This is a genomic window from Marinobacter sp. ELB17 (assembly GCF_000169375.1).
Classification (GTDB): domain Bacteria; phylum Pseudomonadota; class Gammaproteobacteria; order Pseudomonadales; family Oleiphilaceae; genus Marinobacter.
In genome coordinates this window covers 21,299-48,226 of the sequence record NZ_AAXY01000022.1, presented here as the reverse complement: position 1 = coordinate 48,226, position 26,928 = coordinate 21,299, and the positions used below count along the sequence as shown (strand labels likewise).

The window sequence follows — 26,928 nt, the reverse complement described above, 5'->3', positions numbered from 1 at the left end:
TTGAAGGTGGTATGAAACGGCAACACGGTCATTTTGGAGAGATTTAACTATCGACGGTTTTGCTTGCAAATAAAAACAATGAAATATCGGAGACTAGTATGAAAATCTTGAAGACAGCATTGCTCGCTTCCGTGTTTGCGCTAGGTGTACAAGCCGCGCAGGCAGCAGAGACCCAGATCAAGTTTGGTCATGTAGGGGGCCCGGGATCTCTATTCGAAAAATCAGTCAACGAATTCGCAAGAATTGCCAATGAAAAGCTGGAAGGTAAGGCCGAGGTCATACCTTTTGGCTCCAGCCAGTTAGGCAGTGACTCCCAGATGCTCAATAAACTGAAATTGGGCACACTAGATCTGGCTTTGCCCTCGTCGGTCATGAGCAGTGTCGCACCTGAATTTTCTCTTTTCGAAATGCCCTATTTGATTGAAGACAGAGATCACATGAAGCGCGTGCGGGATGAACTTGTGCGGGACGTGCTTTACCAGGCTGCAGAAGACAAAGGCTACAGAGTTATTGGTGTTTGGGAGAACGGCTTCCGGCAAATAACCAACAATGTCCGGCCTATCGTTGTGCCTGCGGATCTGGATGGCATTAAGCTAAGGACCCCCAACGGGGTGTGGCGTGTTGAGATGTTTAAAAGCTATGGCGCGAGTCCTGCCCCAATGGCACTTTCCGAAGCCTTCGTTGCGTTGCAGACAGGCGCGATGGACGGCCAGGAGAATCCTCTGGTCCAAATTTACTCCCAACGATTCCACGAGGTTCAGGATTACCTGTCAATAACCAATCACGTCTACACACCTGCCTATGTATTGGCTGGCGCGCGCTGGAGCCGACTGCCTGAAGATGTCAGAAATGTGCTGATTGAGACAGCTCAAGAAGTGGAAGCCTTTGCACTTGAACAAGGCGAAATGCTTGATAATAGCTTGGTCGAAAAAATGAAATCTGAAGGGATGCAGGTGAACAAAGCAGATCAGAAAGCGTTTGTTGCCGGCTCAGACGCGATCTATAAAAAGTTCGCTGATGAAGTAGAAGGCGGTCAGGAAATGCTGGATAAGGTTAGTCAGCTCCGCAAGCAATAAAGGACGATTCCTTCCTGCTGTGCATGGTTCGCGATCACTGCGCGGATCATGTTTTGCACGTAGGTACTAACCGGCTCTCGTGTTTCGGGGAATATAAATGAATTCACTTACAATTTTTAAAAACGCCTACTTCAAGTTTCTTGAAGTTATTGTCGTTGCCATAATGATTGCTCTGGCATCGGTTGTTACCGTAGGTTTTCTCTCGAGGCTTGTTGGTTCACCGTTCAGTTGGTACGACGAAGTCGCCTCTGTGGGTTTGGCCTGGCTGACTTACTATGGCGCCGCACTTGCCGCAGCCAAGGGTGCTCATATTGGTTGCCCGACCGTTGTCAACTATTTCCCCCCCTCAATCCGCTTGCCTATTGCGTTAGTCGCTGAGGCGATCACCATCGGTTTCTTTGTTTTACTCGCCTATACCGGTACACAAGTTGTCCTGATTCTTGAGGGGTCGACGCTGATCAGTTTGACCAGTGTGTCCGTGCAGCTAACACAATCTGCAATTCCTATTGGGGCTGTCCTCTTTATTATCGCCGAGCTCTTACATCTGCCAGAAGTGATCTCCAGCGCCAAAGGTGATGGGTTCATAGACCATGAACTGGAAGAAGCGGGTCTCACCTACGACAAGGCTTCAATAACTACTAAATAGTAGCCTTGAGCGAGCCCAGGAGAATAATAAGATGATCCTTTTTTTCATGTTTGTTGGTCTGATATGCCTGATTCTGATCAACGTGCCTGTAGCGATATCGCTAGGTATCGTTGGTGCTGTTGCGACTGTCAGTAGTTACGGCATCGCGGCATTGCCCAATGTCGCGATGGTAATGTTTGATGGTGCGACGAAGTTCCCGCTCATTGCGATTCCGCTCTTTATATTAGCGGGTGCCATTATGAACGCCTCCAGTATCTCGCGGCGGTTGATTGATCTTGCGTCGGCAATGCTTGGTTTTATAAAGGGCGGGCTGTCTATGGTTACCATAGGCGCTTCGATATTTTTTGCAGAAATTTCGGGGTCAGCTGTCGCAGGGGTTTCTGCTATCGGCAGTATTATGATTCCGGCGATGAAAAAGAAGGGCTATTCGAAGGAGTTCTCAGCGGCTATTTCGTCCTCGGCGGCGAGCCTCGCGATCATACTGCCGCCATCCATTCCCATGATTCTTTACGCCGTAATGTCCGGTGTTTCTGTGGTCAAAATGTTTGTCGCCGGCATTTTGCCCGGGATATTGGGAGCCCTGGGCTTAGCCGCCATGTGTTACTACCTGGCGAAAAAGAATAAATTTCCTTCGGAGGGCGAGTTCAGGGTCAAAAAGCTCTGGGAAGCGTTCAAGGGTGCCATTTGGGCGCTATTGATTCCGGTCATTATTCTGGGTGGTATATTTGGCGGGATCGTAACCGCGACAGAGGGTGCTGCACTGGCCGTTGTTGTTGCCATCTTCATTAGCACAGTTGTTTACCGCGAATTCAACCTGCGTATCTTCTACAAATCCTGTCTCGATGCGGGCGTTCAAACGGCTGTGGTTATGCTTCTGGTGGCGAGCTCTGCTGTCGTGGGGCTTTATCTCACCGAGACTCAACTCCCACAACAGCTTGCCAACTCCATCAGTGACATGACCGACAACAAGTACATCATCTTAGCGTTGCTCAATGTCATCTTCCTGATTCTGGGCATATTCCTGCACTCTGCAGCCGCCATCATCCTGGTGGTTCCAATCGTTCTTCCGCTGATTCTCGCGGTGGGTATTGACCCGGTTCACTTTGGTTTGATCGTTACATTGAACCTGGCCATAGGCCAACAAACACCCCCTGTGGCGAGTGTACTGATTGCTTCGTGCTCCATTGCAAAATCTGACATCTGGGCGACTTCGCGCACCAACCTCTGGTTTCTGGGTGTGCTGTTCGCGATTCTCATCATAAATACCTATGTTCCAGCCTTTGCATTGTCATTGGTGAACCTGGTTTATGGCACCTGATAGCTGAAGGGGATATGAAATGAACAAACCTAGCCAAGGCAGTGTCGACTGCAAGGTAAGTCAAGGGGTGGCTTGGGTCGGCTTCAATCGCCCAGAAAACCGCAATGCAATGACCTGGAGTATGTATGACTCACTCGAGCGCATTTGTGAAGAAATCGATGAGCAAGCTGAAGTAAGCGCTGTCGTTTTTTATGGCTATGGTGGTGAAGCATTCGTGGCCGGAACGGACATCAAGCAATTTGCTGATTTTGAACACGGAGATCAGGGCATTGCTTATGAACGCCGTATCGACAGTGTGCTCCATAGCCTGGAAACCATGAAAACGCCGACCATCGCGCTGCTTGAAGGTTTTTGTGTCGGCGGTGGAGCAGCTATTGCGCTCGCTTGCGACTTTCGCTATTGCACGCCCTCGCTGAAGTTTGGGGTGCCGATTGCCAAAACCCTGGGCAATTGTCTGTCAGTTACCAACGTGTCGCGCCTGATGGACATCGTTGGCATCCCTAGAACCAAGGAGATTCTGATGGCGGCAAAGCTGATCGAGGCACCGGAAGCCGCCTCCATTGGATTGGTCAGCGAGGTTTTTGAAGCCAATGTCATTAGAGATGAGGTCGACAAAAAGGCACAGGCCTTCAGTCAACGAGCGCCGTTGACGGTGCTCGCTGCCAAAGAAATTATCAACCGCGTGCTGGCACACAGACGGACGGCTGCGGATGTCAGCGATGACTGGGTGAGAACCTGCTATGCCAGTGCCGACTTCAAAGCAGCGGTCAATAAGTTCGTCACCAAAACACCGTTTGAATGGACCGGAAAATAGCTTGCTTACTGAACAGCTTTTCCAACACGGAGAAAACACATGCTTCCCTTGAAAAACATAAAAGTTCTGGATGTCTCGCAAATCATGGCCGGGCCCTATTGCACCATGGTACTGGGTGACATGGGGGCTGAAGTCATTAAGGTGGAAAAAGCCAATGGTGGCGATGACAGCCGACAAATGGGGCCCTACGTTAATGACGAATCTACTTGTTTCTGCCAGATCAACCGAAACAAGAAAAGCATTTCCTTAAACCTCAAGGATGAACGCGCGAGGGAGATATTTTATCGGCTCGCCAAAGACGCAGATGTCATTGTCGAGAACTATCGGCCTGGAGTGACGAAATCTCTGGGGATCGATTATGAGACCATCAAAATGATCAACCCCGGCATAATTTACTGCTCTATTTCAGGCTATGGTCAAACGGGTCCGTACAGCAATAAAGGGGGTTTTGATCTGGTGGCCCAGGGCATGAGCGGTTTGATGTCGATGACGGGCGAGCCAGGTCGACGACCGGTAAAAACCGGCATTGCCGTTTACGATATCGGCGCAGGCATCACCGCGGTCTATTCGATTTTGGCGGCGTGCATACACAAAATGAATACCGGTGAAGGTCAACAGATTGATATAGCCATCACCGAATGTGGCCTGCCCTGGTTCAGTTGGGAGGCGGCGGCGTACTTCTCCGAAGGCACCGTGCCGGAAGCCACCGGCTGGCGTCATCGCGTATCAGCCCCTTATCAAGCCGTCAAAACGCAGGATGGCTACATGATGCTGGGCTGCGCTAACCAGCGAACCTGGGAGCGCTTCTGCCAGGATGTCATCGCGCGGGACGATTTGATTGCTGATGAGCGGTTTTTAACCAATAGCGACCGTGGGCGCAATGTTGAGCAACTCGAACGTGTTCTGGAAGAAATCCTGTCCCTTCGTGAAACGGCGCATTGGCTGGATCGATGCGACATTGCAGGCGTGCCCGCCGGACCGATCAACAATTTCGCCCAGGCCGTGCAGGATGAGCATTTTCTCGCCAGAGGCATGGTCGAGGAAATCGACCACCCGGTGATCGGCAAGATGAAAACGATCGGTTTTCCCAGCAAATTTTCCCGTACACCCTCACAGATTCGTTACCCGGCGCCCCTCTTTGCGCAACACACCGATGAAATCTTGTATGGCGCTGGTTTGAGCGCAGAGGAGGTTAGTAATCTCCGCCAGGAGGGATGTATCAAGTAGTTCATTACTTCGATATTTACCCATAATGCGGTTCATATGTGAATTCAAAATTCAGAATTTATAGGCACCATAAACTCGCGGAGTATTTCCTATGTTGAAACTTGATTTTCATCCATCAGGCCGGCACTTCCTTCAAATACCCGGGCCGTCTCCGGTACCGGACCGTATTCTGCGCGCCATGAGCCTCCCGACTATTGATCATCGCGGGCCTGAGTTTGGCGCACTAGGTCTGGAACTGCTAAAAAAAATTCAGACTATCTTTAAAACGACCCAGCCCGTCATTATTTACCCGGCATCCGGAACCGGAGCCTGGGAGGCCGCCCTCATTAACACTATGTCTGCCGGTGACCATGTGCTGATGTTCGAAACTGGTCACTTCGCAACACTGTGGGAAAAAATGGCGCGTCGGCTTGGGCTGCAGCCGGAATTCTTGGGGCTGCCCGGATATGAGGGTTGGCGTGCAGGCGTGCAGGCCGACATGATTGAAGAGCGCCTCAGAAAAGATACAGGCCACACCATCAAGGCGGTGTGTGTGGTTCACAATGAAACCTCAACCGGTGTAACAAGCAATATCCCTGCAGTACGCCGCGCCATCAATGCCGCCGGCCATCCAGCACTGTTATTGGTCGATACGATTTCAGGCCTGGCGTGCGCGGACTATCAACACGATGCGTGGGGAGTGGACGTAACTATTTCCGGTTCCCAGAAAGGTTTGATGCTGCCGCCAGGTATCAGTTTTAACGCCTTGTCGGATAACGCCATCGCTGCCAGCAAAACCTCAAATTTGCCAAAAAGCTTCTGGGCATGGGATGAGATTCTTGAGGCCAACAAAAACGGTTATTGGCCTTATACGCCCAACACGAACTTGCTTTACGGCCTGAATGAAGCGTTGGATATGTTGCTTGAGGAAGGCCTGGAACAGGTGCTTGCACGCCACCAGCGTTGGGGTGTCGGTGTGCGTAAGGCCGTTGAAGCCTGGGGGCTGGAAGTTCAGTGTCAGGAGCCAGATGTCTACTCCCCGGTTCTGACGGGTGTCGTGATGCCCGAGGGCGTGGATGCGGATGCGGTTCGGCGTCTGATTTACGAGCGCTTCGATCTTTCGCTGGGCATGGGGCTGGGCAAGTCGAAAGGCAAGATGTTCCGAATAGGACACCTCGGCGACTGCAATGATCTGACTTTGATCGCCGCGTTAGGTGGCTGTGAGGCTGGTCTGAAGTTGTCTGGCGTGAACCTCAAGGGTAGCGGCGTTTTGGCAGCGCTGGAGTACTTCTCCCAGAATCCGCCTCACCACGTCAATTAATAGCGGTGTTTATAACGGCATAGATCAGGAGTAAACGATGAACGCGTTTTCAGAGCCTAAGATACAATCGCAAAATGCGCGAGTAAAACCGATGTCTGACGTCGCCGCTCGTTTGACACGTGAACTTGCGGGTGATGTGCTTTTTGACGACGCCTCACGTGGACGCTACTCCACGGACGCTTCCATCTACCAGATTATGCCGGTTGGCGTCGTGATACCCCGCAATCAGGCGGACTTGCAACTAGCTGTTGATATAGCACGGGATGCAAAAGTTCCGGTACTTGCGCGCGGGGCGGGCACCAGCCAGTGCGGCCAGACTGTTGGCGAGGCGATCATTCTGGATACCAGCCGCTGGTTAAATCAGATTGTCGAGTTTGACGAAGAGAAACAGACAGTGGTCGTTGAACCCGGGCTGGTTCTTGATGACCTAAACCGCTGGCTCAAGCCTTATGGGCTTTGGTTCCCGGTTGATGTATCAACGGCCGCCCAATGCACCATTGGTGGTATGGCGGGCAATAACTCCTGTGGCTCAAGGTCCATCAAGTACGGCAACATGGTTCACAATGTTCTGGGTATCGACGCCTTACTTGCGGATGGTTCGCAAGGCCATTTTGGTTTAACCAGCAACCTACCTGACAATGAAAGAATTCGCGCAATAGCCTATCACGTACAGCACATTGCAGAGCGGGAAAACGCCAACATAATGGAAAGATTTCCCAAGGTTCTGCGTCGCGTGGGTGGTTATAATCTTGATATCTTCAACTGCCAGAATTCGCGCCCTTATAACCTGGACGGCCAGGTTAATCTCGCTCACCTGTTAGTCGGTTCTGAAGGAACTCTGGGGCTTACACAGAGAATCAAGCTTCAGCTTGCACCGCTACCGGTTCACAAAGTGCTGGCCGTGGTTAACTTCGTTCAGTTCTATCAGGCCATGGACCTGACCCAGCACATCGTTACTCTCAAACCATCAGCAGTAGAGCTGGTGGATCGCACCATGATAGACCTTGCGATTGAAAATGCAGCGTTTCGGCCAGTGATCGAGAAAGCGTTAATCGGCAAACCCAAGGCCATTCTGCTGGTTGAATTCTCGGGGGAAGATGCGCAGAAACTGCGAGGCGATCTGGGAAAACTTAGTGAACTGATGGGGGACCTGGGTTTACCCGATTGTGTCGTCAGCATGACAGGCGCTGCCGAACAGGCCGCCTTGTGGAACGTGCGTAAGGCGGGCCTGAACATCATGATGAGCATGAAAGGTGACGGTAAGCCTGTTTCGTTTATTGAGGACTGCGCAGTACCGCTTGAAAGCCTTGCGGAATATACCAATAAACTCACCGAAGTATTTCATAAGCATGGCACGGAAGGAACCTGGTATGCCCACGCCAGTGTTGGCACTTTGCATGTTCGACCGATTCTGGATATGCGTCGTGACGGAGCGCAAAAAATGCGTGCGATCGCCGAAGAAGCGTCAGCGCTGGTTCGCGAATACAAAGGTGCTTTTTCCGGCGAGCATGGCGATGGCATCTGTCGCGGAGAGTGGGTGGCGTGGCAGTTTGGGCCACAGCTCAATGCGGCGTTCAAGGAGATTAAGCAGCTTTTCGATCCTGAGAATTTGCTGAACCCCGGCAAAATAGTCGATACCCCGCGAATGGATGATCCAGACTACTTCCGGTTTAATAAAGGGTATAAGGGTATACCAATAGCGCCAGCGCTCGACTGGTCAGGTTGGGATGTACTTCGCGATCCGTTAACCGGCGAACAAAGTGCGCCGGGCAGTGGGGGCGATCCGACATCCGGGCTGATCAAAGCCGTTGAGATGTGCAACAACAACGGCCATTGCCGAAAATTCGACGCCGGCACCATGTGCCCCAGTTTTCGCATTACCCGGGAAGAGCAACACCTGACACGAGGGCGAGCCAATACATTACGGCTGGCGTTGTCTGGGCAATTAGGGTCAGACGGCCTTGCCGGCAACGATGTCAAAGAGGCACTGGATCTGTGTGTGTCCTGTAAGGGCTGCAAACGTGATTGCCCAACCGGTGTAGACATGGCCAAGATGAAAATTGAGGCACGTTCGGCCTGGTCAAAAAAACACGGAATTTCACTTCGAGATCGATTTGTGGCTGAAATGCCTCGTTACGCCGCATACGCCAGGCATTTTTCAAGCGTAATTGCTGCAGTTGAACGGGTGCCTTTTTTGTCAGACTGGATTAAGCGCACCTTAGGCTTGGCAGAACAGCGCGCTTTGCCGAACTTTTGCGGTAACTATCTGGCCGGCGCTGCCGCGAAGCCGGGTAACGCAGTATGTGAAAAAGAAGTGTTGCTGTTTGTCGACACCTTCAATAACTACCTTGAGCCTTCTAACGCAGAAGCGGCTCAACGGGTTCTTACTGCCGCCGGCTACCACGTGCACTTCAACAAAGCTCCGAGCGAGAGACCGTTGTGCTGTGGCCGAACTTATCTTGCCTCAGGCCAGGTAGACAAGGCCAAGGCCGAAGCGAAGCGCACACTCGAGTACCTGATGCCGTTCGTTGAACGGGGTATCAGTATTGTCGGGCTGGAGCCATCCTGCCTGCTAACCCTGCGCGATGAGTTCTTGCAGTATGGCTACGGTGAGCAGGCCGTGGCTTTGTCGAAGGCGTCCTTCCTGTTTGAGGAGTTTTTGGTCAAAGAACATGATGCTGGTCGTCTAAAGCTCGATTTAAAAGCCCTCGAAACATCCAGAATCCTTCTACACGGCCACTGTCATCAGAAAGCATTTGATGCTCTCCGGCCAGTCGAGCAGGTGCTTCGCTGGATACCGGAACTAGAGGTAAAAAACATCGAAACCTCATGCTGTGGAATGGCCGGCAGCTTTGGATACGAACGTGAACACTACGAGGCTTCGATGCAGATGGCCGAGCTTTCACTTCTCCCTGCGGTTCGTAAGGCGGAGGCCGATGATCTTGTGGTTGCCGATGGCACCAGCTGTCGACATCAAATTCACGATGGTGCCAATAAAACCGCCTTGCATGTCGCAAAGGTGCTGGAAAGTGCATTAGCCTGAGCGTGAAGTGGTTGAATGGATGTGACCAGCTCAGTGAAGGAATAATACCCTGAGACTGGAGAACGTGTATGACCAAAAGAACATGTCTCTTGAGTCAACATCGGCCGCCGCCCTGATTATTGCGCGAGGCGGCTATGTTGACTCAGGTCGGTCAATTTTGAGTCGACGTTAATGGGCTAATACTATTCCGGCGCTGACAGGACTATTGGTGATCTACATTTTGGCCCTGGTCAAGCCAAAGCCGAGAAGCCGACGATTTACAACTGGTAATGAGCGGTTTTATGCCAAACTACGCAGTTTTGAAATTAAAAATATCGATACCACGCATTTAGCATTACATGTCTCTTCTAAAGCTGTCACTCTCAATATATTAGCTACACTTATATCCGATATAATTTTATATCGTTTGACTACCGATATTCAGTGCCATATATTTAGCGGATAATGCTTATATAAAATTTCAAAATATTTTCTAATTAAAATAGCTCTAGTGAATAATATAATATTGTAATATAAATGATGTAACTTTAAAGCTGTTATTAGAGTTTTTGTAAGTAAGAAAAACTTGTATTAAAAATTAGAAAATAGATTTTGACAGAAACAATGGAACGAAGAAGATGAAAATATACAGTCACGAAAAGCAAAAGCTTCATCATCCCAAAAGCTATTTTTCTCGAGGGAAAATGCGTCAACCGCAAGAAACACCCGAGAGATTGACTGAGCTATTAAAAGCTCCACAGATGATGGGGTTAGAAGTAACGACTGCCAAGGAAATAGGGATCGAACCAATTTTAGTAGTACATGACTTCGACTATGTTAATTTTTTAAAGCATGGCTATGAAGAATGGATGGCTTCGGGTGAGAAGATGGGAGAAGAGGTTCAAACCACAGTCTATGTGCCGAACAACAATTCTGGGCTTGGTATTTTGGCAAAAGCGGCTAAGTATCAAGCTGATGGTAGCGCCCCAATTGGCAAGCATTCATGGACCTCTATTTATTGGTCCGCTCAAACGGCACTCAATGCCGCTGATTCGTTATTAAATGATGAGACGCATCAAAATGATATTCAAATATGCCTGACGAGGCCCGCAGGGCATCACGCTAGAAAAAGCGCAGCAGGTGGTTTTTGTTATCTAAATAACGCAGCAATTATCGCTGAGCACCTGCGCCAGAAATTTCAAAAAATCGCCATTATAGATACCGACATGCATCATGGTCAGGGTATTCAAGAAATATTTTATGACCGTAAAGATGTGCTATATACCTCGGTGCATGGCAACCCTATTAATTTTTATCCCGTGGTCGCAGGTCACGAGCACGAAAGAGGGTATGGGGAGGGCTACGGTTATAATATTAACTTTCCTATGCCACATGGTACAGATGAAACTGGATTTTTTAATTATGTGGACAAATCAATCGAAATTGTAAAGCTGTTTAATCCAGATGTTATTGTCCATGTGTTAGGGTTCGATGTCTATAAAGACGATCCACAAGCTAAATGTCATGTCAGTACACAGGGTTTCAAAACGCTAGCAAAAAAGCTGAAGGCACTGAATAAGCCAGTGATTGTCTTAGTAGAAGGCGGTTACTGTATAGAAAAGCTAAATGAAAACCTACAAGCATTTTTATCTGGACTTATTTCAAAAAATTAAAATTAATAACCAGTCAGAAACTGTAAGTAAAATTTTCTACACAAATAGTTCGTTAAGATAATTGCTTAGTTTAAGCTGCCTTCATCAACTTACCGGTCAGCGGAAAATCGGGCGTTAATAAAATCTTTCTTATGTTGAAAGAAACATAGTATTTTATATACCTGTTGTGAAGAGGAGATGATATGCGATATAAAGTCATCGTGATTGGTGCTGGTATGGTTGGAACGTCTATTGCCTGGCATCTACAAAAGAACAATTCTCAGGTTCTGCTGTTAGACAAGAAATCACCGGGATTAGAAACGTCATATGGTAATGCAGGGTTGATTCAGCGAGAAGCGATTCATGTTCATCCTTTTCCTAGACAGCTGATTGAACTGATAAAAATACTACCGAATAAAAAGACTGATATTCGTTATCGCTGGCCTGCCGTTCTACGTTATCAACACGCGCTACTACAGTACTGGCGATTTTCTGCACCATTCTCGGTCCAAAAAATAGAAAAAGAGTGGCAGACTCTAATTGAGCATTGTACAAGTGAGCATCAGAAAATGATCACGACTGCCGAGGTTGAGGATTTGATCAGACGTGACGGTTGGATCGAAATGCATCGAACTGAAGATAAATTTAAGACTGCCGTTGCAGTCGCTAAAAAAGCGCGTGAACAAGCGGTTGAGCATAAAGTCCTTTCCCCTGCAGAATTGAAGGAGCTAGAACCTAACGGAAATTTTGAAGGGTTTATCGGTGCGATTCATTGGTTAAATTCTTGGCAAGTCTCAAATCCAGGTGCGTTGGTGAATGCGTATGCCAAGAGCTATCAAGATATGCACGGTACGATAGGTAAGTGTAGCGTTAAAAAAATTCTGCCGGACGGCAATGGTTGGCAAGTGGTAACCGATGATGAGATTTTTTATAGTGATCATTTAGTTGTTGCTGCCGGTCCTTGGTCTAGCCAACTGATAAAGCCCTTGGGATATAATCTACCCTTATTTCCAATGCGTGGTTATCACCAGCACTTTGAAACTACTGAGAAAAATTCTATCAATCACAGTTTGATAGATATGGACAAAGGATTTGTGATGGGGCCGATGCAGCAGGGTGTTCGTATTACCACCGGCGCAGAAATTACCGTAATGGATGCGAGAAAAGATTTTGGACAACTGCAAGCTGTATTGGATATTGCTAAAAATATTCTGCCATTGAATGATAAAGTAGAGAATGACCCATGGTGCGGGTCTCGACCTTGTATGCCCGACATGAAGCCGGTTATCGGAGCTTCCGGGAAACACAACAATTTGTGGTTTGCCTTCGGGCATGGTCATCAAGGATTTACGTTAGGACCGATTACAGGGCGTATCATCGAGGAGTTAATACATAATAAACCCTTAACGGTTAATGTTGAACCTTTTAACGCTCAACGCTTTTCTAAGCGGTAATTAAAATTTTGAAACAACTGGGAAAAATGACTATGTTGAAACTAAATAGTAATGAACGTATGAGCCAAATTGTTATTCATAATCAGACAATTTACTTATCGGGTCAAGTTGGGGCTGTCGATGAAGATGTATCTGCTCAAACCTTAACGTGCTTGAATAAAGCCAAAAATTTGCTGGAAGAAGTGGGCAGTGATAAATCAAAAATGCTATCAGCAACGGTATGGCTGAAAAGCATGAATGATTTCACGGCGATGAATAAGGTATGGGATCAATGGTTTGAAGACACCTTGCCCCCAGCTCGAGCGTGCGGAGAGTCCACCTTGGCGCACCCCGATTTATTGGTGGAAATTACCGTAATCGCCGCTGAGTAGTAGCTGAAAAATATCGGCAAAAAACCATAACTCGCATTTGGAGAAGGTAACAACAGTGAATACTACAATTCATGGTGGTCAAGCGATCGTAGATAGCCTTCAATTACATGGCGTTCGTCGCGCCTATGTGGTCCCAGGCGAGAGCTATTTATCGGTATTAGATGGTCTTTACAATGCCGATATTCAGACGGTGGTGTGTCGTCATGAAGCGGCGTGTACGTACATGGCAGACGCACACGGTAAGTTTACAGGTACTCCGGGTATTGCCATGGTTACGCGTGGGCCGGGCGCTGCGCAAGCCTATACCGGTGTCCATACCGCGTGGCAAGACGGTGTGCCTCTGATTTTGTTTGTTGGTCTGATTCCCGTTTCCGATAGAAATCGAGAGTCTTTCCAAGAGTTTGACCTTAACCAATGGTTCTCTAGCCAATGCAAGCGTGTCTTGATATTGGACGAGGTCTCCAGAGCGTCCGAGATTGTGGCTAAAGCCTTTCACGCTGCGCTAGAAGGCAGGCCTGGCCCTGTTGTTGTAGGATTGCCTGAAGATATCATCCGGCAGGAGTTCCATGGACAACTGCATCCCGTCATACCCGTTGCCGAAGGAGGTGTTGCCGACGACAGGCTCAATATCATACTTGATGCCCTATCAAACGCTGCGAAGCCGCTGGTTTTTGCAGGTGGCCAAAATTGGACATCGGAAGCTTCTAAACAATTAACGCAGTTTGCAGAAGCTAATCACTTACCCGTGATTCATGATTGGCGCGCTTCGGACCGAGTTGCTTTTGATTCTCCCGCAAATGCTGGGTATCTGGGCTATGGGCGTTCGGACGAATGTGCTGCATTAATTGAAGCTGCTGACGTCCTGCTGACAATAGGAACAGTTTTGGGTGACGTTGCTAGTGATGGTTATCGTTTACGACAGTCCTTTGAAAAGCCAAATTATATCGTCAATTTAGATACTAGTTTGCGGGGGCACAGCGGCTCAGTCACTGAGCATATTGTCGCCAGTCCTATCAGCTTTATCAAAGCGATAAGCAGAGCATCGTTGCCAAGTTCAGAGTCTCGTAACGCTTGGTTTAAACATTGTCATCAACAGCAAAGAAAAGATTGTGATCTATCAAAGAAAGAAAGTGAAAGTGTTGGCGCTGGGCAATCATACGCGGGTATGACGCAAGTGATCAGGGAGATAACAGCGCTATTGCCTGCAGACGCCGTGTATAGTTTTGGCGCTGGTAACCATTGTTTATGGGCGCAGCGCTATCTCCCTACTCACACCTTTCCAAGCCAGCTAAGCACCAGAAATGGCGCCATGGGTTATAGTTTGCCGGCAGGTATCGTTGCAGCACTAGAGTCACCAGAACGCCTATCTGTAGTAGTCACTGGCGATGGCGAATTTATGATGAATGAAGCGGAGTTATCCACATCAATCCGTTATCAGGCGCCTGTTCTAATAATTTTGATGGACAATCAACAGTTCGGCACTATACGTCAACACCAAGAAGCAAATTATCCTGATCGGGTGTCTGGTACGCAGCTACACAATCCTGATTTTGCTGCGTTAGCCAATGCTTTTGGTGCACATGGCATACGAGTTGATAATGATAGAGATATCAAGATGAGTGTGGCCGAAGCGATGCAAGTTGTCACAAAAGAGCGAAAGAGCGTACTACTACATGTGATTACCGATCCTGGCAAGTTAGTGCCATAAGATTATGGCGCTATCAGTCACCTATAAAAAGGAAACATCATGACAAGCTATCAGGTAACGAATCCTGCTAACGGCGAGATAGAAGAGAAGTATCAAAGCCATTCCAATCAAGAGATTCAAGATGTCATTGCGGAATCGCACAATGCTTATCAAGCATGGCGCAAAAGTGATGTTAATGAGCGGTCAGTGATATTAAATACTATTGCTGATTTGTATGAGGAGCAATGCGAAGATTTAGCAAAAATCATGGCGTGCGAGATGGGTAAGCCTGTTATGCAAGGGGAAGGGGAGATTGCGTTAGTTAGTCAGATTTTCCGCTATTATGCCAAGTTTGGTGAGCAATTTTTAGAGACGTCGGAATTACCCGGCACTAAAAACGCTGTGGTAAAAAAAGAATCCATTGGCGTTCTGCTGGGCATTATGCCGTGGAACTATCCTCACTACCAGGTGGCACGCTTTATTGCACCAAATTTGATGTTAGGTAATGCGGTTGTACTGAAACATGCGCCTTCATGCCCAAAATCTGCGACAGCGATTATGTCTATATTGGCGCAAGCAGGCTTGCCTAAAGGCGTGTATAACAATATTTTTTCGACAAATAAACAAGTTAAAACAATCATTAGTGATAAGCGCATTCAAGGTGTGTCCTTGACAGGGTCAGAGCGAGCAGGTGCTGCCGTAGCGCAGGTGGCGGGTGCTGCGCTGACAAAAGTCGTACTCGAGCTAGGGGGCTCAGATGCATTTATTGTATTAGCAGATGCGGATATCGACCGATCAGTAGAATGCGCATTTATTGGTAGATTCGGCAATGCGGGGCAAGCTTGTAATGCGGCCAAACGTATAATTCTGCACGCAGATATTTATGATGAGTTTGTAGAAAAACTGACTCATAAAGTTAAGTTATTAGAGCCAACTGATCCACTAAATAAAGATACATTTTTAGGTCCATTGTCCTCCAATCAAGCGTTACAAACTATTCAAGCGCAATATGATAATGCGATCGATCAGGGTGCAACTGTATTGGTGTCTGGTGGAAAAATGTCAAAGCCCGGAGCGTGGTTCAAACCTGCTTTGTTGGCCGATATTACATCAGATATGAGAGCCTACCATGATGAATTGTTTGGACCAGTAGCCGTAGTTTATAAAGCGAACGATGTCGAAGATGCTATCAGGCTCGCTAATGACACGCCATTTGGTTTGGGCGCATGCATTCATACACACGATATAGAAGGCGGGCAACTCATTGCCGAGAGGTTAGAGGTTGGAATGGTGTCATTCAACCAAGCGCCAGGAACAGCGGCAGAGCTACCCTTTGGTGGTGTTAAACAATCCGGTTTTGGCCGGGAGCTTGGACCTTATGGTATGAGCGAGTTTGTAAACTTTAAGCTGTATAATAGATAGAGGATTATGCAGGCACTCCATTCCCAGGTTTGGATTAGCAGTCAAGGAAATTTTGCTTAAATCCGTAGCGCCTGAGTTTCTAGCGAACTAGCCATTTTTGCAACTTTCTCGCACGGGAGTTGCCGTGCAGAGAACGAATTCTGCCAAAGCACAGTATGCCACTGAGAAAAAACGGCGCTCCCTATGTTGGACCTGACTAGTTTCGTACTGGCGCGCAGCCAAAGGCTGCTTCAGTGCTCCTGAAATCGGCCAAAAGGGTGGGAAAAGCTCTTGTAGTGTGCTTATTGCTCATACAATTGGACTGTAAACTCGAAAACCGATAAAATTCCAGTTCTACAGAATCGATCTTATAGTTTTTGAGTGACACGCTTTTGGCTAGCGTCTCTCTAAAGGCAGCGACGGAAAGCAAGCTGAGCCCCTGCAGGGTTAGGTCACATAAATATTAAGCTCTAGCGAATCCTGGTGGGCTTTTGCATTTTTAGTTATCAATATATTTAGAGTATAAATGCTAAAATTATTATGATACAAAAAAAATTAGCAGATAGTTTGAATTGGACATTACTTCATGTACTAATTGTTATATATGAAGAGGGCAGTATTAGTGTTGCCGCTAATCGCTTAAAAATTACCCAGTCCGCTGTCAGTCAAAACCTTAAAAAGCTTGAAGAGCAAATCGGAAGTCAGCTTGTTATACGTAACACAAAGCCTTTAAAGCTCACGCCTATCGGCCATTACTGTTTGCAAGTTGCTCAAACTATATTTACAGAAATTACCTCGATTGAGGCTATGAAGGGTTTTAATTCTCATCTCTTAGAAGGCGAGATTAAGCTCCTGGTAGCTAGCCGAATTCACAATCAAAAATATAATGATTTTTTAGTATATTTCAAAAAAAAATATCCGAACATCACTTTAGATTTGACGGTGAAATCAAGCAAGGATATTTTAAACGATATCGAACAAAAGAATCCTGCTGTTGGTATTTGTTTAGCTAGGCACACTCCAGAAATTCTTAATCAAAAGTTGTTATTTAAGCAACGTTATTATCTATACTGCGGATATCATCATCCTTTGTTTGCAGCAAAGGATGTAAGTTTTGACAGTCTATTGAAAGAAGATTTTGTAGCTTTCAGCAGTGAAGATGTTGGCGAGGTCCTCTTCCCAATTACCGTATTCAAAGAAACCCATGGTTTAACAGGTCGTATTAGCGCCTACACCAATAATTTAGATGAGGCAGTGCGTTTGATTTACACCGGATATGGCATAGGTGCTTTGCCTGATCAATTTATTGCTTCGACCTACCTAGAGTCGAAGCTTAGGCGTTTGCCGCCAAAAGAAGGCGTTGCTGACATACCTGTCCATATCTTTTGGCATAAACACCGAGCTTTATCAATTATCGAGACTAGGTTTATTGAAGAGATTGTAGATTTTAATATCTCTGTAAGTGTTCATGCTACTGAGAGCGATGAAACCGTATAAAGATCTTATCTCAGTGGGTTGTTTTAAGATATTTTATAAACAGAACTTAACCACAAACGAGACAATGCTTCGTTTTCCATCTGATTTCCCCCTCTGGTTTACCTGCCCACGAGATTCTGTTGTTGCTCTGTAATATTCACGGATTATATGGGTGTTGTGCCAGAATCCGGTGCCGCGAGTGCCACACTAAAAAGTGCAAGACTCGTTGGGAAGTCGTTTTGGAGTGGATTGGCTAGCGGGTCTTTGGGGTGCAATTGAAGATGGAGGTAGTCTGGGTTTGTCAAAAACAACAAGCTGTTTTGCCGGCTGCGTTCAGCAATCTTTGATGTGTAAAATACATGCTGGTGTAGGGCCAGTACGTCTGAATTCTACCAAAACGGCGGAAAATTGGGAGTTATTCAGACCTTAACCAAAATTACCGCTCCCAATTTATTAGCTGCACTTATATCTGATATTATTTTATATCGTTTGACTCCCGATATTCAGTGCCATACATTTGGTGGATAATACTTATTTTAGATTCTCGAAGAAAATGTCTTCTGGATAGAATAAGGCTCTATTGAAATTATTAGTATTTAATATAGACAATGCGGATTTCAAGCTGTTTAAAAGTTTTGATAAGTCTGAATCACCTGAATCACCTGAATCAAAGAAGAGTGTATGGGTTTACGGCTTTAACGACCAGCTGTGCTGGCGTTAGATAATAAGCACAAAAACATTAACTAGAGATTCTACGCATATGAAATTAAAAACGTTTTCACGTATTGCCGTGATCGCTGCTTTGCCACTGGCTATGGCTGCCGTACAGGCTCAGGCTAAAGAAATGGCGATTGCCACTATTTTGCCCGAAAACATGAGCAACAACTCCGTCTATCCCGCGTTGATGCGCTTCAAAGACCTAGTCGAGACGCGCACCGACGGTGAGATAACCGTTAGGGTCTTCGGCAATAGCCAACTGGGCTCGGAGGTTGACACTGCTAAGGAAGTTCAAGGCGGGCGCACCCTGCAGTCAACCATTATCACTACCGGCGCTATGTCGTCTTATTTTAGTGATTATCAGCTAATGACAGCTCCCTTCGTGTTTGATAACTGGCGTCAGGCCTGGGCTTTTCTCGACGGTGACTGGTTTGCGGACTTGATGTCCAACACTGTTGAAGAAACCAATATGCGTTATCTGGGCACCTTTGATGACGGCGGCGGTTTTGTGGCGTTTACCAACAACAAGCGTCTCGTTAAGACGGTGGAAGACCTTAAAGGGCTTAATATCCGCACCGAGGAGAATCCCGGGCACGTTGCGATCATAAAGTCGCTGGGTGCGTCTGCCACGCCGTTGCCTTGGGGTGAAGTGATCACCGCACTTGAAACCGGTCTGGCTGATGGTCAGTTCAACGCGCCGGTGCTCAACACGACCTACAACTTCCACGAGGTGACCGATTACACCACCCTGACTGGCCACGTATACAACAGTGCTGCTTGGCTGATTAGTGAGGACTGGTACCAGGGGCTGACGGAGGAGCAGAAGGAAGCGATTGTTACCTCGGCGCGCGAAGCCATCGCGATTGGGCATGGCATGTCCGCAGCTTTGGCAACAGCAGGCTGGCAGGAGTCCTGCAAGACCTTCAAGGATTGCTACATCATGCCTACTCAGGAACGTGAGCGTATGGCTGATATTGCGCGTCCGGCCTGGAAGAACTGGATCGTCAACGATTTTGGCATCGACGCGAAAAAGGTTGATGCTTTTCTGGCAGAGGTGAAGCGTGTCGGTGAAGAAGTGAAGTCGTCTGACATGGACAACTATGGTTCAGTAAAAACGGGTCAGTAATACTGGGCAATAAGCTTGGCCAGTGACGACTGATATTGCTTGCTCATCCATCGGCCGCCCAAGAGTTTCGGGTCGGTCGATGTTGCTTTTAAGGTGCATTAATGAAACTCCTTCAGCCTCTTCGGCAGCTGAGTGATTGGGTTAATCAGGCAGCGATTATAGCCTGTGTAGCCTGCGTGCTTATCATGTTGGGCATCTCTTTCACGGCTTTTATCTATAAGCTAGCCACTGGCAGCAGCCTAAGCTGGACCTATTCATTAGCGAGACTTTTTCTACCCTGGATCGGCTTTCTTTCCATGACCATCTCATTGCGCTACGGCGAGCATGTGGCCATGACATTACTGGTTCGCAGTCTGCCTAGGGCGCTGCTGACTCTTGCTGCTGCCATCTGTCTGATCACTATCGGACTGTTTGGAATGCTGCTGCTCTGGTATGGCTGGACCTACTTTGCGACCGCAAACCAGGTTTACATGGTCTCTGACCAAATACAGATCTCTGCCAAGTTTACCACCGTCGTGGTGCCGATCAGTGGCGCCATCATTTTGCTGCATCTGACACAGGGCTTTGCTCTACTCGAGCACTTCATCGATGACGACGCGCTGATGGATGAGCTTATCGGAACCCAAGATACGGAGACTCGCTCATGATATTCGCTATTGTTGCGTTTGTGGTGCTTTTGCTTATCGGTATGCCAGTGGCCGTGGTGATGGCTCTCTCCGGTTTGGCCGGTGGTTTTTCCATGGGTGGAGAGCAGATGCTCAGCATCATTGCTGATCGCATGTTTGCCGGTGTCTCGGGTTTTATGCTCATCGCGGTGCCTTATTTCATCTTTACCGCTGAGCTGATGAATCAGGGTGGCTTGACCCAGAAGTTGATCGATTTCAACAATGCGCTTTTTGGCCGGGTGCGCGGAGCGCTGTCGCACGTCAATATTTCGGTGTCGGTATTCTTCGCAGGACTAACCGGGGCCGCGATCACTGATACCGTGGCGATTGGTAAGATAATGATTCCCGAAATGAAAAGGCAGGGTTATGACGCCGAATATGCTGCGGCGATCACTGCCTGCTCCTCGATTATCGGGCCGATTATTCCGCCCAGTATCGTGATGGTGATCTATGCCACACTGCTGCGCGATATTTCGGTTATCGACCTATTTGCCGGCGGCATCATTCCCGGTCTTCTGATGGCCGTAGCGCTGCTTGCGGTGAGCTTTTTTCTGGCTTGGAAGCGTGGCTACCCTAAACAGGCGCCTACGCCGCTCAAGGCGGCAGGGTTGGCTTTTCTGGTGGCCTTGCCGGCTATGTTCGTGCCTGTGATCATTCTTGGCGGGATTCTGTCTGGGCTGACCACTATCACCGAGGCCTCGGGCTTTGCCGCTGTTTATGCCATCGTTATTGGCGTGGTGTTTTACCGCAACCTCACCTGGAAGAAAATCTGGGATGCACTGATAGTGACCGTGCGCTTCTCGGGCGTGGTGTTCTTTCTATTGGCGACCTCGGCAGTGCTTGGCTGGTTTGTGACCCGCTCGGGCATAGCCCAGGACGCGGCGGGACTTATCATCGGCTTCAGTGATTCGATGTTCATCCAGCTACTCCTGGTGTGCCTGCTGCTGCTGCTGGTCGGTACCGTGATGGATGTGCTGCCGGCGCTTGTCGTTGTGGCGCCGGTACTGGTGCCAGCAATGATTCAGCTGGGCGTGGATCCGCTGCACTTTGCGATTCTGATGATCGTGGTGCTCAATATCGCCAACGTTACGCCACCCGTGGGGATGACGCTAATGACGGCGGCCCGAATCGCCGACGTGCCATTTGAAAGGGCGATCATAGCCTCACTGCCGTTTTACTTCGCCTTCGCTGCGGTGATTCTGCTGCTGGTGACATTTCCGGCACTTTCCACCTGGGTGCCCTCGCTGCTCAAATAAAAGTTTAGCCTGAGGCTTCTTGAGGCTAGGGCATTACTGTTATCCGTGATTATTACGCTCTATTGTCACTAACGCCCGTGATCAATAGAGCGGTATTTAAAGGAGAATCGGTAACTTGATGATAAAGTTTGTAACTATTGGTGAGAGGGTTCTGTACCAAGCTGCCGCAAGGAAGGGCTAAGGGATTGTGCTCAAAATATAACGCGACTAACAATGCAGACCGAATGCCTTGTGCGGAAATGGCAATCGCAACTGTGCAGTGCTCGCCTTATTAACACTAGCCCCCAGTTGGAGCGCATAGTTCTTAGGCACTCCCTAAAGGTATCGTCTGGGTATTTTTGATCTCACGCAGTGCGAAGTTGGAGTTAACCTGTGCAATACCCTGCAAGGTGAATATTTTTTCGTTCAGGAAGCGGTCATAGCTGGCCATATCCGGCACGATCACCCGCAACACGAAATCTGCATTACCGGTAACCGCGAAACACTGAAGCACTTCCGGATAGCTGCTTACCTGCTGCTCGATCTCCGCTGTGCTGTCTATAGTGTGTCGTTGAAGTGACAGGTTGACCAGTACACACAACCCCTGGCCGATGCGCTCCGGGGCGAGCTGCGCGCTGTATCCCGTTATGATGCCTGTTTCCTCAAGCGTTCGTACCCGCCGCCAGCAGGCTGCCGGCGATAGCCCAATTTGTTCCGCCAGTTGCTGGTTACTGATTCGTCCATCCTGTTGCAGTATCGCAAGGATGCGCTGGTCGAGTTTGTCCAGTTCCACCTGTTTCATTTAGTAACACCTGGTTTTTATCAAAGAATCTTCGGTTATATTGTCTTTTATCAAAGAATATTCCGCAAACCAAGATGATTTCCGCCTAATACGCAAGCACCTTTTGCGAACTTCCCTCTAGAATTCTGGTTATAAAATCAACAAAAGGAGGGTTCCATGTCCACCGACATCTTTCAACTCGATATCGCTCAAGACCGCAGCTCCGAGACTGGCAGCCCGCAGCTGGACAACTACACGCTTGAAGACCGCTACCTGCGTGACTCTGGCCGGGTGTTCCTCACCGGAACCCAAGCGCTGGTTCGCATCCCTTTGATGCAGGCCGCGCTGGATCGCAAACTGGGGCTCAACACAGCGGGCATGGTCAGTGGCTACCGGGGCTCACCTTTGGGGGCTTATGATATGGCCCTTTGGCAAGCTCAAAAACATCTTGATGAAAACCGCATAGATTTCGTGCCTGCGATCAATGAAGATCTTGCGGCGACCATTATGCTGGGCACCCAGCAGGTAGAGACCGATGATGATCGTCAGGTGGATGGCGTGTTCGGGATCTGGTACGGCAAAGGGCCCGGAGTTGACCGCGCGGGTGATGCGTTGAAGCACGGCACCACATACGGCAGCTCCCCCCACGGCGGCGTGCTGGTGGTTGCAGGAGATGACCACGGCTGTGTGTCGTCCTCCATGCCGCATCAGTCTGATGTAGCGTTCATGAGTTTTTTCATGCCCACGATCAACCCGGCCAACATCGCCGAGTATCTGGAGTTTGGGCTTTGGGGCATTGCGTTGTCGCGTTACAGCGGCTGTTGGGTGGGCTTCAAGGCGGTTTCGGAAACCGTGGAAAGTGCTGCGTCGGTCGAGCTGCCGCTGTTGCCAGAGTTTGTAACCCCGGACGATTTCACCCCGCCTGAAACCGGCCTTCACTATCGCTGGCCGGATTTGCCGGGGCCCCAACTGGAAACCCGTATTGAGCACAAGCTGGCGGCTGTGCAGGCGTTTGCCCGGGCCAACCCCATTGACCGTTGCTTGTTTGATAACGCACAGGCGCGATTTGGTATTGTCACCACCGGAAAAGGCCATCTGGATCTGCTGGAAGCGCTTGATCTGCTGGGCATTGATGAAGGTCGTGCCAGGGAGATGGGGCTCGATATCTACAAAGTGGGCATGGTCTGGCCACTTGAACGACGCGGTATTCTCAAGTTTGTTCACGACAAGGAAGAAGTGCTTGTTGTCGAGGAAAAGCGCGGCATTATCGAAAGTCAGATCAAAGAAGCCATGTCGGAACCGGATCACCCCGGCGACGTTCTAATCACTGGCAAGCAGGATGAGCTGGGCCGCCCGTTGATTCCTTACGTCGGCGAACTGAGCCCCAAGTTAGTAGCCGGTTTTCTCGCCGCCCGCCTTGGCCGCTTCTTTGGGGCGGACTTCAGCGCACGCCTGGCGACCATCAACAGCATAAGCAATGCCCAGGATCCAGGAGGTGTTAAGCGCCTGCCCTATTTCTGTTCGGGCTGCCCCCACAACACCTCGACCAAAGTGCCGGAAGGCAGCAAGGCACTGGCCGGGATCGGCTGTCACTTTATGGCATCCTGGATGGGCCGTAACACGGAATCGCTGATTCAGATGGGTGGCGAAGGGGTTAATTGGGTTGGCAAGAGCAGGTATATCGGCAATCCCCATATATTTCAGAACCTGGGTGAGGGCACCTATTTTCATTCTGGCTCTATGGCCATCCGCCAGGCCGTGGCGGCCGGCATCAACATCACCTATAAGATTCTGTTCAATGACGCAGTAGCCATGACCGGCGGGCAACCTGTTGACGGCAATATCAGCGTGCCGATGATCGCGCAGCAGGTTGCAGCGGAGGGCGTTCGCCGGGTTGTTGTGCTCAGTGATGAACCCGAAAAGTACGATGGTAAAAAGCATCTTTTCCCCGCGGATGTAAGCTTTCATGATCGCTCAGAGCTGGATAACGTTCAAAAGGAGCTGCGTGACATTCCGGGCTGCACCGTGCTGATTTACGATCAGACCTGCGCCGCAGAGAAGCGTCGCCGGCGTAAGCGCAACCTGTACCCGGATCCCGCCAAGCGGGTGTTTATCAATCATCACGTGTGTGAAGGTTGCGGAGACTGTTCTGTGCAATCGAACTGTCTTTCGGTGGTGCCGCGCCAGACAGAGCTGGGCCGCAAACGCAAGATTGACCAGTCTTCCTGTAACAAGGATTTCTCCTGCCTGAATGGCTTTTGTCCTAGCTTTGTAACCATCGAGGGTGGCCAACTGCGCAAATCTCGCGGCACAGACACAGGCTCTGTGCTCACGAGCAAACTTACTACTATTCCCGAGCCAGTTTTGCCTGCGTTGACCGGTTCCTACGATCTGTTGGTGGGTGGTGTGGGCGGCACTGGCGTCGTAACCGTGGGCCAGCTCATCACTATGGCAGCCCATCTTGAAGGCCTGGGTACCTCGGTGTTAGATTTTACTGGCTTCGCCCAGAAAGGAGGCACGGTACTCAGTTATGTTCGCATGGCGCCGTCGCCAGACAAACTGCACCAGGTTCGCATCAGTAACGGCCAGGCCGATGCCGTGATTGCCTGTGATCTGGTGGTTGCCTCCTCCCAGAAAGCGCTGAGCGTTCTCAGGTCCAATTACACCCGTGTGGTGGCCAACGAGGCCGAGCTGCCGACAGCGGACTATGTGCTGTTCCGGGATGCAGACATGCAGGCAGACAAGCGTCTGGATCTGATCCGTAACGCGGTAGGCGATAACAATTTTGCACAGCTGGATGCCAATGGTATTGCTGAGAAACTGCTGGGCGACACGGTGTTTTCCAATGTAATGATGCTGGGCTTCGCCTGGCAGCGCGGTTTATTGCCGCTGTCACAAGCTGCGCTGATGAAAGCCATCGAGCTGAATGGCGTGGCGGTTGAGCGCAACAAGGAAGCCTTTGGCTGGGGTCGAGTGGCCGCTGTGGACGTGAAAGTCATCACCGATCTGCTGAATACCGGCGAGGCGCGGGTAGAAGAAGTGAAACCAGAGCCGGGGCTGGACGAGCTGATCGATATCCGCCACACGCATCTGGTGAACTATCAGAACCGTCGCTGGGCCGATCGTTATACGGACATGGTAAAGCAGGTGCGCGAAGCTGAAGAGCGTTTGGGCGAGACTAACCAGTTGCTGACCCGTGCCGTAGCCCAGCAGTTGTATCGGTTTATGGCCTTCAAGGATGAATACGAAGTGGCCCGTTTGTTTGCGGAAACCGACTTCATGAAGGAAGTGAATAACACCTTTGAGGGCGACTTCAAAGTGCACTTTTACCTGGCTCCGCCGATCATGAACCGCGGCACAGATGCCCAAGGCCGGCCGAAGAAACGTCAGTTTGGCCCCTGGATGTTCCAGGCGTTCAAGCTGCTGGCAAAGTTCCGGGTGCTGCGCGGCACGGCTATCGATCCGTTCAGCTATTCCGCCGACCGCAAGATGGATCGGGCGCAGCTGAAAGACTACCAGCAACTGGTGGAGCGGATTATCAGCGGGCTGGAGGTCAGCAACTACGACACTTTCCTTCAGCTGGCAGAATTGGCCAGTGAAGTACGAGGCTATGGCCCGGTGCGCGAGCAGGCCGCAGAAGCTGTGCAGGAAAAACAGACACAGCTGATCAAAGCCCTCGACACAGGCCGCCCGACACTGATTCGAACCCGCCAGGCCGACAACAAGGAGGCAGATCATGTTTGAGTCGCTGAAGCAGTTACCTCAGGATCCGATCCTGCAACTGATGCAGATGTTTCGCGACGACACCCGGCCCGACAAGGTCGATCTGGGTGTCGGGGTCTATAAGGATGATGCGGGCAAGACGCCCATCATGGGGTCGGTACACGAAGCCGAGCGGCGCCTGCTTGAGGGAGAAACGACCAAAAGCTATGTCGGGCCGGCCGGAGCCGCTGGTTTCAACGCGGCCATGGCGCGCCTCATCCTGGGGAACGGTAACAGCCTGATCCGTGATGGCCGTACCTCGGTGATTCAGACGCCGGGCGGTTGTGGTGCTCTGCGCATGGCCGCAGAATTTTTTCGGCTGTGTCAGCCTGACACCACGGTCTGGGTCAGCACGCCCACTTGGGCCAACCACATGCCGTTGTTGGGGGGTGCCGGGCTGAATATTCGTGAATATTCCTATCTCAATAGAGAAACGTTCACGGTAGATTTTCCCGCCATGCTCGAGACGCTGGAAGGCGCCAGATCAGGGGATGTGGTGCTGCTACACGGCTGCTGCCACAACCCCTCCGGTGCCGACCTGACGTTTGATCAATGGAAGGCCGTTACCCAAATGATCCAGCGCAAGGGGCTGCTGCCCTTTGTGGATATGGCCTACCAGGGTCTGGGTGAGGGTCTTGAGGAAGATGCAGCCGGTGTTCGGTATCTGGCGGGCCAGGTACCGGAAATGGTGATTGCTGCTTCCTGCTCCAAGAACTTCGGCTTGTATCGGGAACGCACCGGTGCCCTGATGCTGATTTCTGCAACCGGCTTGATTAACACGGCGGCCACCAGCCAGCTGTTGAGCGTTGTACGTTCCCACTATTCCATGCCACCGGCTCATGGCGCCGCCATCGTTGAAACCATTTTAGGTGATGACGCCTTGCGCGCCGGATGGCAGAGCGAACTAAGCGGTATGTGTGACCGTATCCTTGGCCTGCGGCACGCCTTTGCGGACGCACTGACTCCGGTGGGTGACTTTGGCTTTATCGCCCGGCAGCGCGGCATGTTCTCGTTCCTGGGTATAACACCGGAACAGGTTCGCCAGTTACGGGAAGAGCATGGCATCTACATGCTGGAAAGTAGCCGGGTGAATGTAGCAGGCCTGAATGACCGGGTATTGCCAAGAGTTGCCAGCGCGATTCGCAGTGTTATGCAGTAATTCGTTAACCCAATGACAACAAGTAATCAGAGCCTCTCT

At 49.7% G+C, this 26,928-nt stretch carries 19 protein-coding genes; 18 read left to right on the top strand and 1 reads right to left on the bottom strand.

Annotation, left to right across the window (positions count from 1 at the left end; translation table 11 throughout):
• Positions 1-98: 98 nt before the first annotated feature.
• The 16 genes from MELB17_RS17890 to MELB17_RS17815 all read left to right on the top strand — a co-directional run bounded on the left by MELB17_RS17890 (position 99) and on the right by MELB17_RS17815 (position 21,208).
• Positions 99-1,076 carry a TRAP transporter substrate-binding protein gene (locus tag MELB17_RS17890; protein WP_007351735.1) on the top strand — a complete coding sequence of 326 codons (978 nt, stop codon included), beginning with the start codon at positions 99-101 and terminating at the stop codon, positions 1,074-1,076.
• Between the two features lie 97 nt (positions 1,077-1,173).
• Entirely contained in the window at positions 1,174-1,722 is a 549-nt protein-coding gene (locus MELB17_RS17885; protein ID WP_007351734.1) for a TRAP transporter small permease, read from the top strand.
• A gap of 31 nt (positions 1,723-1,753) precedes the next feature.
• Entirely contained in the window at positions 1,754-3,040 is a 1,287-nt protein-coding gene (locus MELB17_RS17880) for a TRAP transporter large permease (RefSeq protein WP_007351733.1), read from the top strand.
• Between the two features lie 19 nt (positions 3,041-3,059).
• A complete protein-coding gene (locus tag MELB17_RS17875) occupies positions 3,060-3,854 on the top strand; it encodes an enoyl-CoA hydratase/isomerase family protein (RefSeq protein ID WP_007351732.1) in 795 nt (264 codons plus the stop codon).
• 39 nt (positions 3,855-3,893) lie between these two features.
• A complete protein-coding gene (locus MELB17_RS17870; RefSeq protein WP_007351731.1) occupies positions 3,894-5,081 on the top strand; it encodes a CaiB/BaiF CoA transferase family protein in 1,188 nt (395 codons plus the stop codon).
• Positions 5,082-5,172: 91 nt separating this feature from the next.
• The gene (locus MELB17_RS17865) at positions 5,173-6,381 is read left to right on the top strand and encodes a pyridoxal-phosphate-dependent aminotransferase family protein (RefSeq protein ID WP_007351730.1); all 1,209 of its coding nucleotides are present in this window, start codon (positions 5,173-5,175) and stop codon (positions 6,379-6,381) included.
• Between the two features lie 37 nt (positions 6,382-6,418).
• Positions 6,419-9,424 (top strand): FAD-binding and (Fe-S)-binding domain-containing protein, encoded by a 3,006-nt coding sequence (locus MELB17_RS17860; protein ID WP_007351729.1) that lies wholly within the window; start codon positions 6,419-6,421, stop codon positions 9,422-9,424.
• 617 nt (positions 9,425-10,041) lie between these two features.
• Positions 10,042-11,076 carry a histone deacetylase family protein gene (locus MELB17_RS17855; protein ID WP_007351728.1) on the top strand — a complete coding sequence of 345 codons (1,035 nt, stop codon included), beginning with the start codon at positions 10,042-10,044 and terminating at the stop codon, positions 11,074-11,076.
• 182 nt (positions 11,077-11,258) lie between these two features.
• Complete coding sequence (locus MELB17_RS17850; RefSeq protein ID WP_007351727.1) at positions 11,259-12,509, top strand: NAD(P)/FAD-dependent oxidoreductase; 1,251 nt, start codon at positions 11,259-11,261, stop codon at positions 12,507-12,509.
• Between the two features lie 26 nt (positions 12,510-12,535).
• Entirely contained in the window at positions 12,536-12,880 is a 345-nt protein-coding gene (locus tag MELB17_RS17845) for a RidA family protein (RefSeq protein ID WP_007351726.1), read from the top strand.
• Positions 12,881-12,935: 55 nt separating this feature from the next.
• Entirely contained in the window at positions 12,936-14,588 is a 1,653-nt protein-coding gene (locus MELB17_RS17840; protein ID WP_198136515.1) for a thiamine pyrophosphate-dependent enzyme, read from the top strand.
• A 39-nt stretch (positions 14,589-14,627) separates the two neighbouring features.
• The gene (locus tag MELB17_RS17835; protein WP_007351724.1) at positions 14,628-15,989 is read left to right on the top strand and encodes an NAD-dependent succinate-semialdehyde dehydrogenase; all 1,362 of its coding nucleotides are present in this window, start codon (positions 14,628-14,630) and stop codon (positions 15,987-15,989) included.
• 519 nt (positions 15,990-16,508) lie between these two features.
• Positions 16,509-17,465, top strand: coding sequence for a LysR family transcriptional regulator (locus MELB17_RS17830; protein WP_007351723.1), 957 nt, complete (start codon positions 16,509-16,511; stop codon positions 17,463-17,465).
• Between the two features lie 739 nt (positions 17,466-18,204).
• Entirely contained in the window at positions 18,205-19,287 is a 1,083-nt protein-coding gene (dctP, locus tag MELB17_RS17825) for a TRAP transporter substrate-binding protein DctP (protein ID WP_007351722.1), read from the top strand.
• 101 nt (positions 19,288-19,388) lie between these two features.
• Positions 19,389-19,934, top strand: a complete 546-nt coding sequence (locus tag MELB17_RS17820; RefSeq protein ID WP_007351721.1) for a TRAP transporter small permease — start codon at positions 19,389-19,391, stop codon at positions 19,932-19,934.
• Positions 19,931-21,208 (top strand): TRAP transporter large permease, encoded by a 1,278-nt coding sequence (locus MELB17_RS17815; protein WP_007351720.1) that lies wholly within the window; start codon positions 19,931-19,933, stop codon positions 21,206-21,208. Before MELB17_RS17820 ends, MELB17_RS17815 begins: the two co-directional genes overlap by 4 nt.
• 304 nt (positions 21,209-21,512) lie before the next feature.
• On the opposite strand, the gene MELB17_RS17810 is transcribed toward MELB17_RS17815, so the two are convergent.
• Positions 21,513-21,989: an Lrp/AsnC family transcriptional regulator gene (locus MELB17_RS17810; protein WP_007351719.1), complete on the bottom strand. Its 477-nt coding sequence runs from the start codon at positions 21,987-21,989 to the stop codon at positions 21,513-21,515.
• A 156-nt stretch (positions 21,990-22,145) separates the two neighbouring features.
• Between MELB17_RS17810 and MELB17_RS17805 the strand changes: the two genes are divergently transcribed.
• Complete coding sequence (locus tag MELB17_RS17805; RefSeq protein WP_007351718.1) at positions 22,146-25,712, top strand: indolepyruvate ferredoxin oxidoreductase family protein; 3,567 nt, start codon at positions 22,146-22,148, stop codon at positions 25,710-25,712.
• On the top strand, positions 25,705-26,889 hold the full coding sequence (locus MELB17_RS17800) for an aromatic amino acid transaminase (RefSeq protein ID WP_007351717.1): 1,185 nt from the start codon (positions 25,705-25,707) through the stop codon (positions 26,887-26,889). The genes MELB17_RS17805 and MELB17_RS17800 overlap by 8 nt, the downstream gene beginning before the upstream one ends.
• Positions 26,890-26,928: the final 39 nt, after the last annotated feature.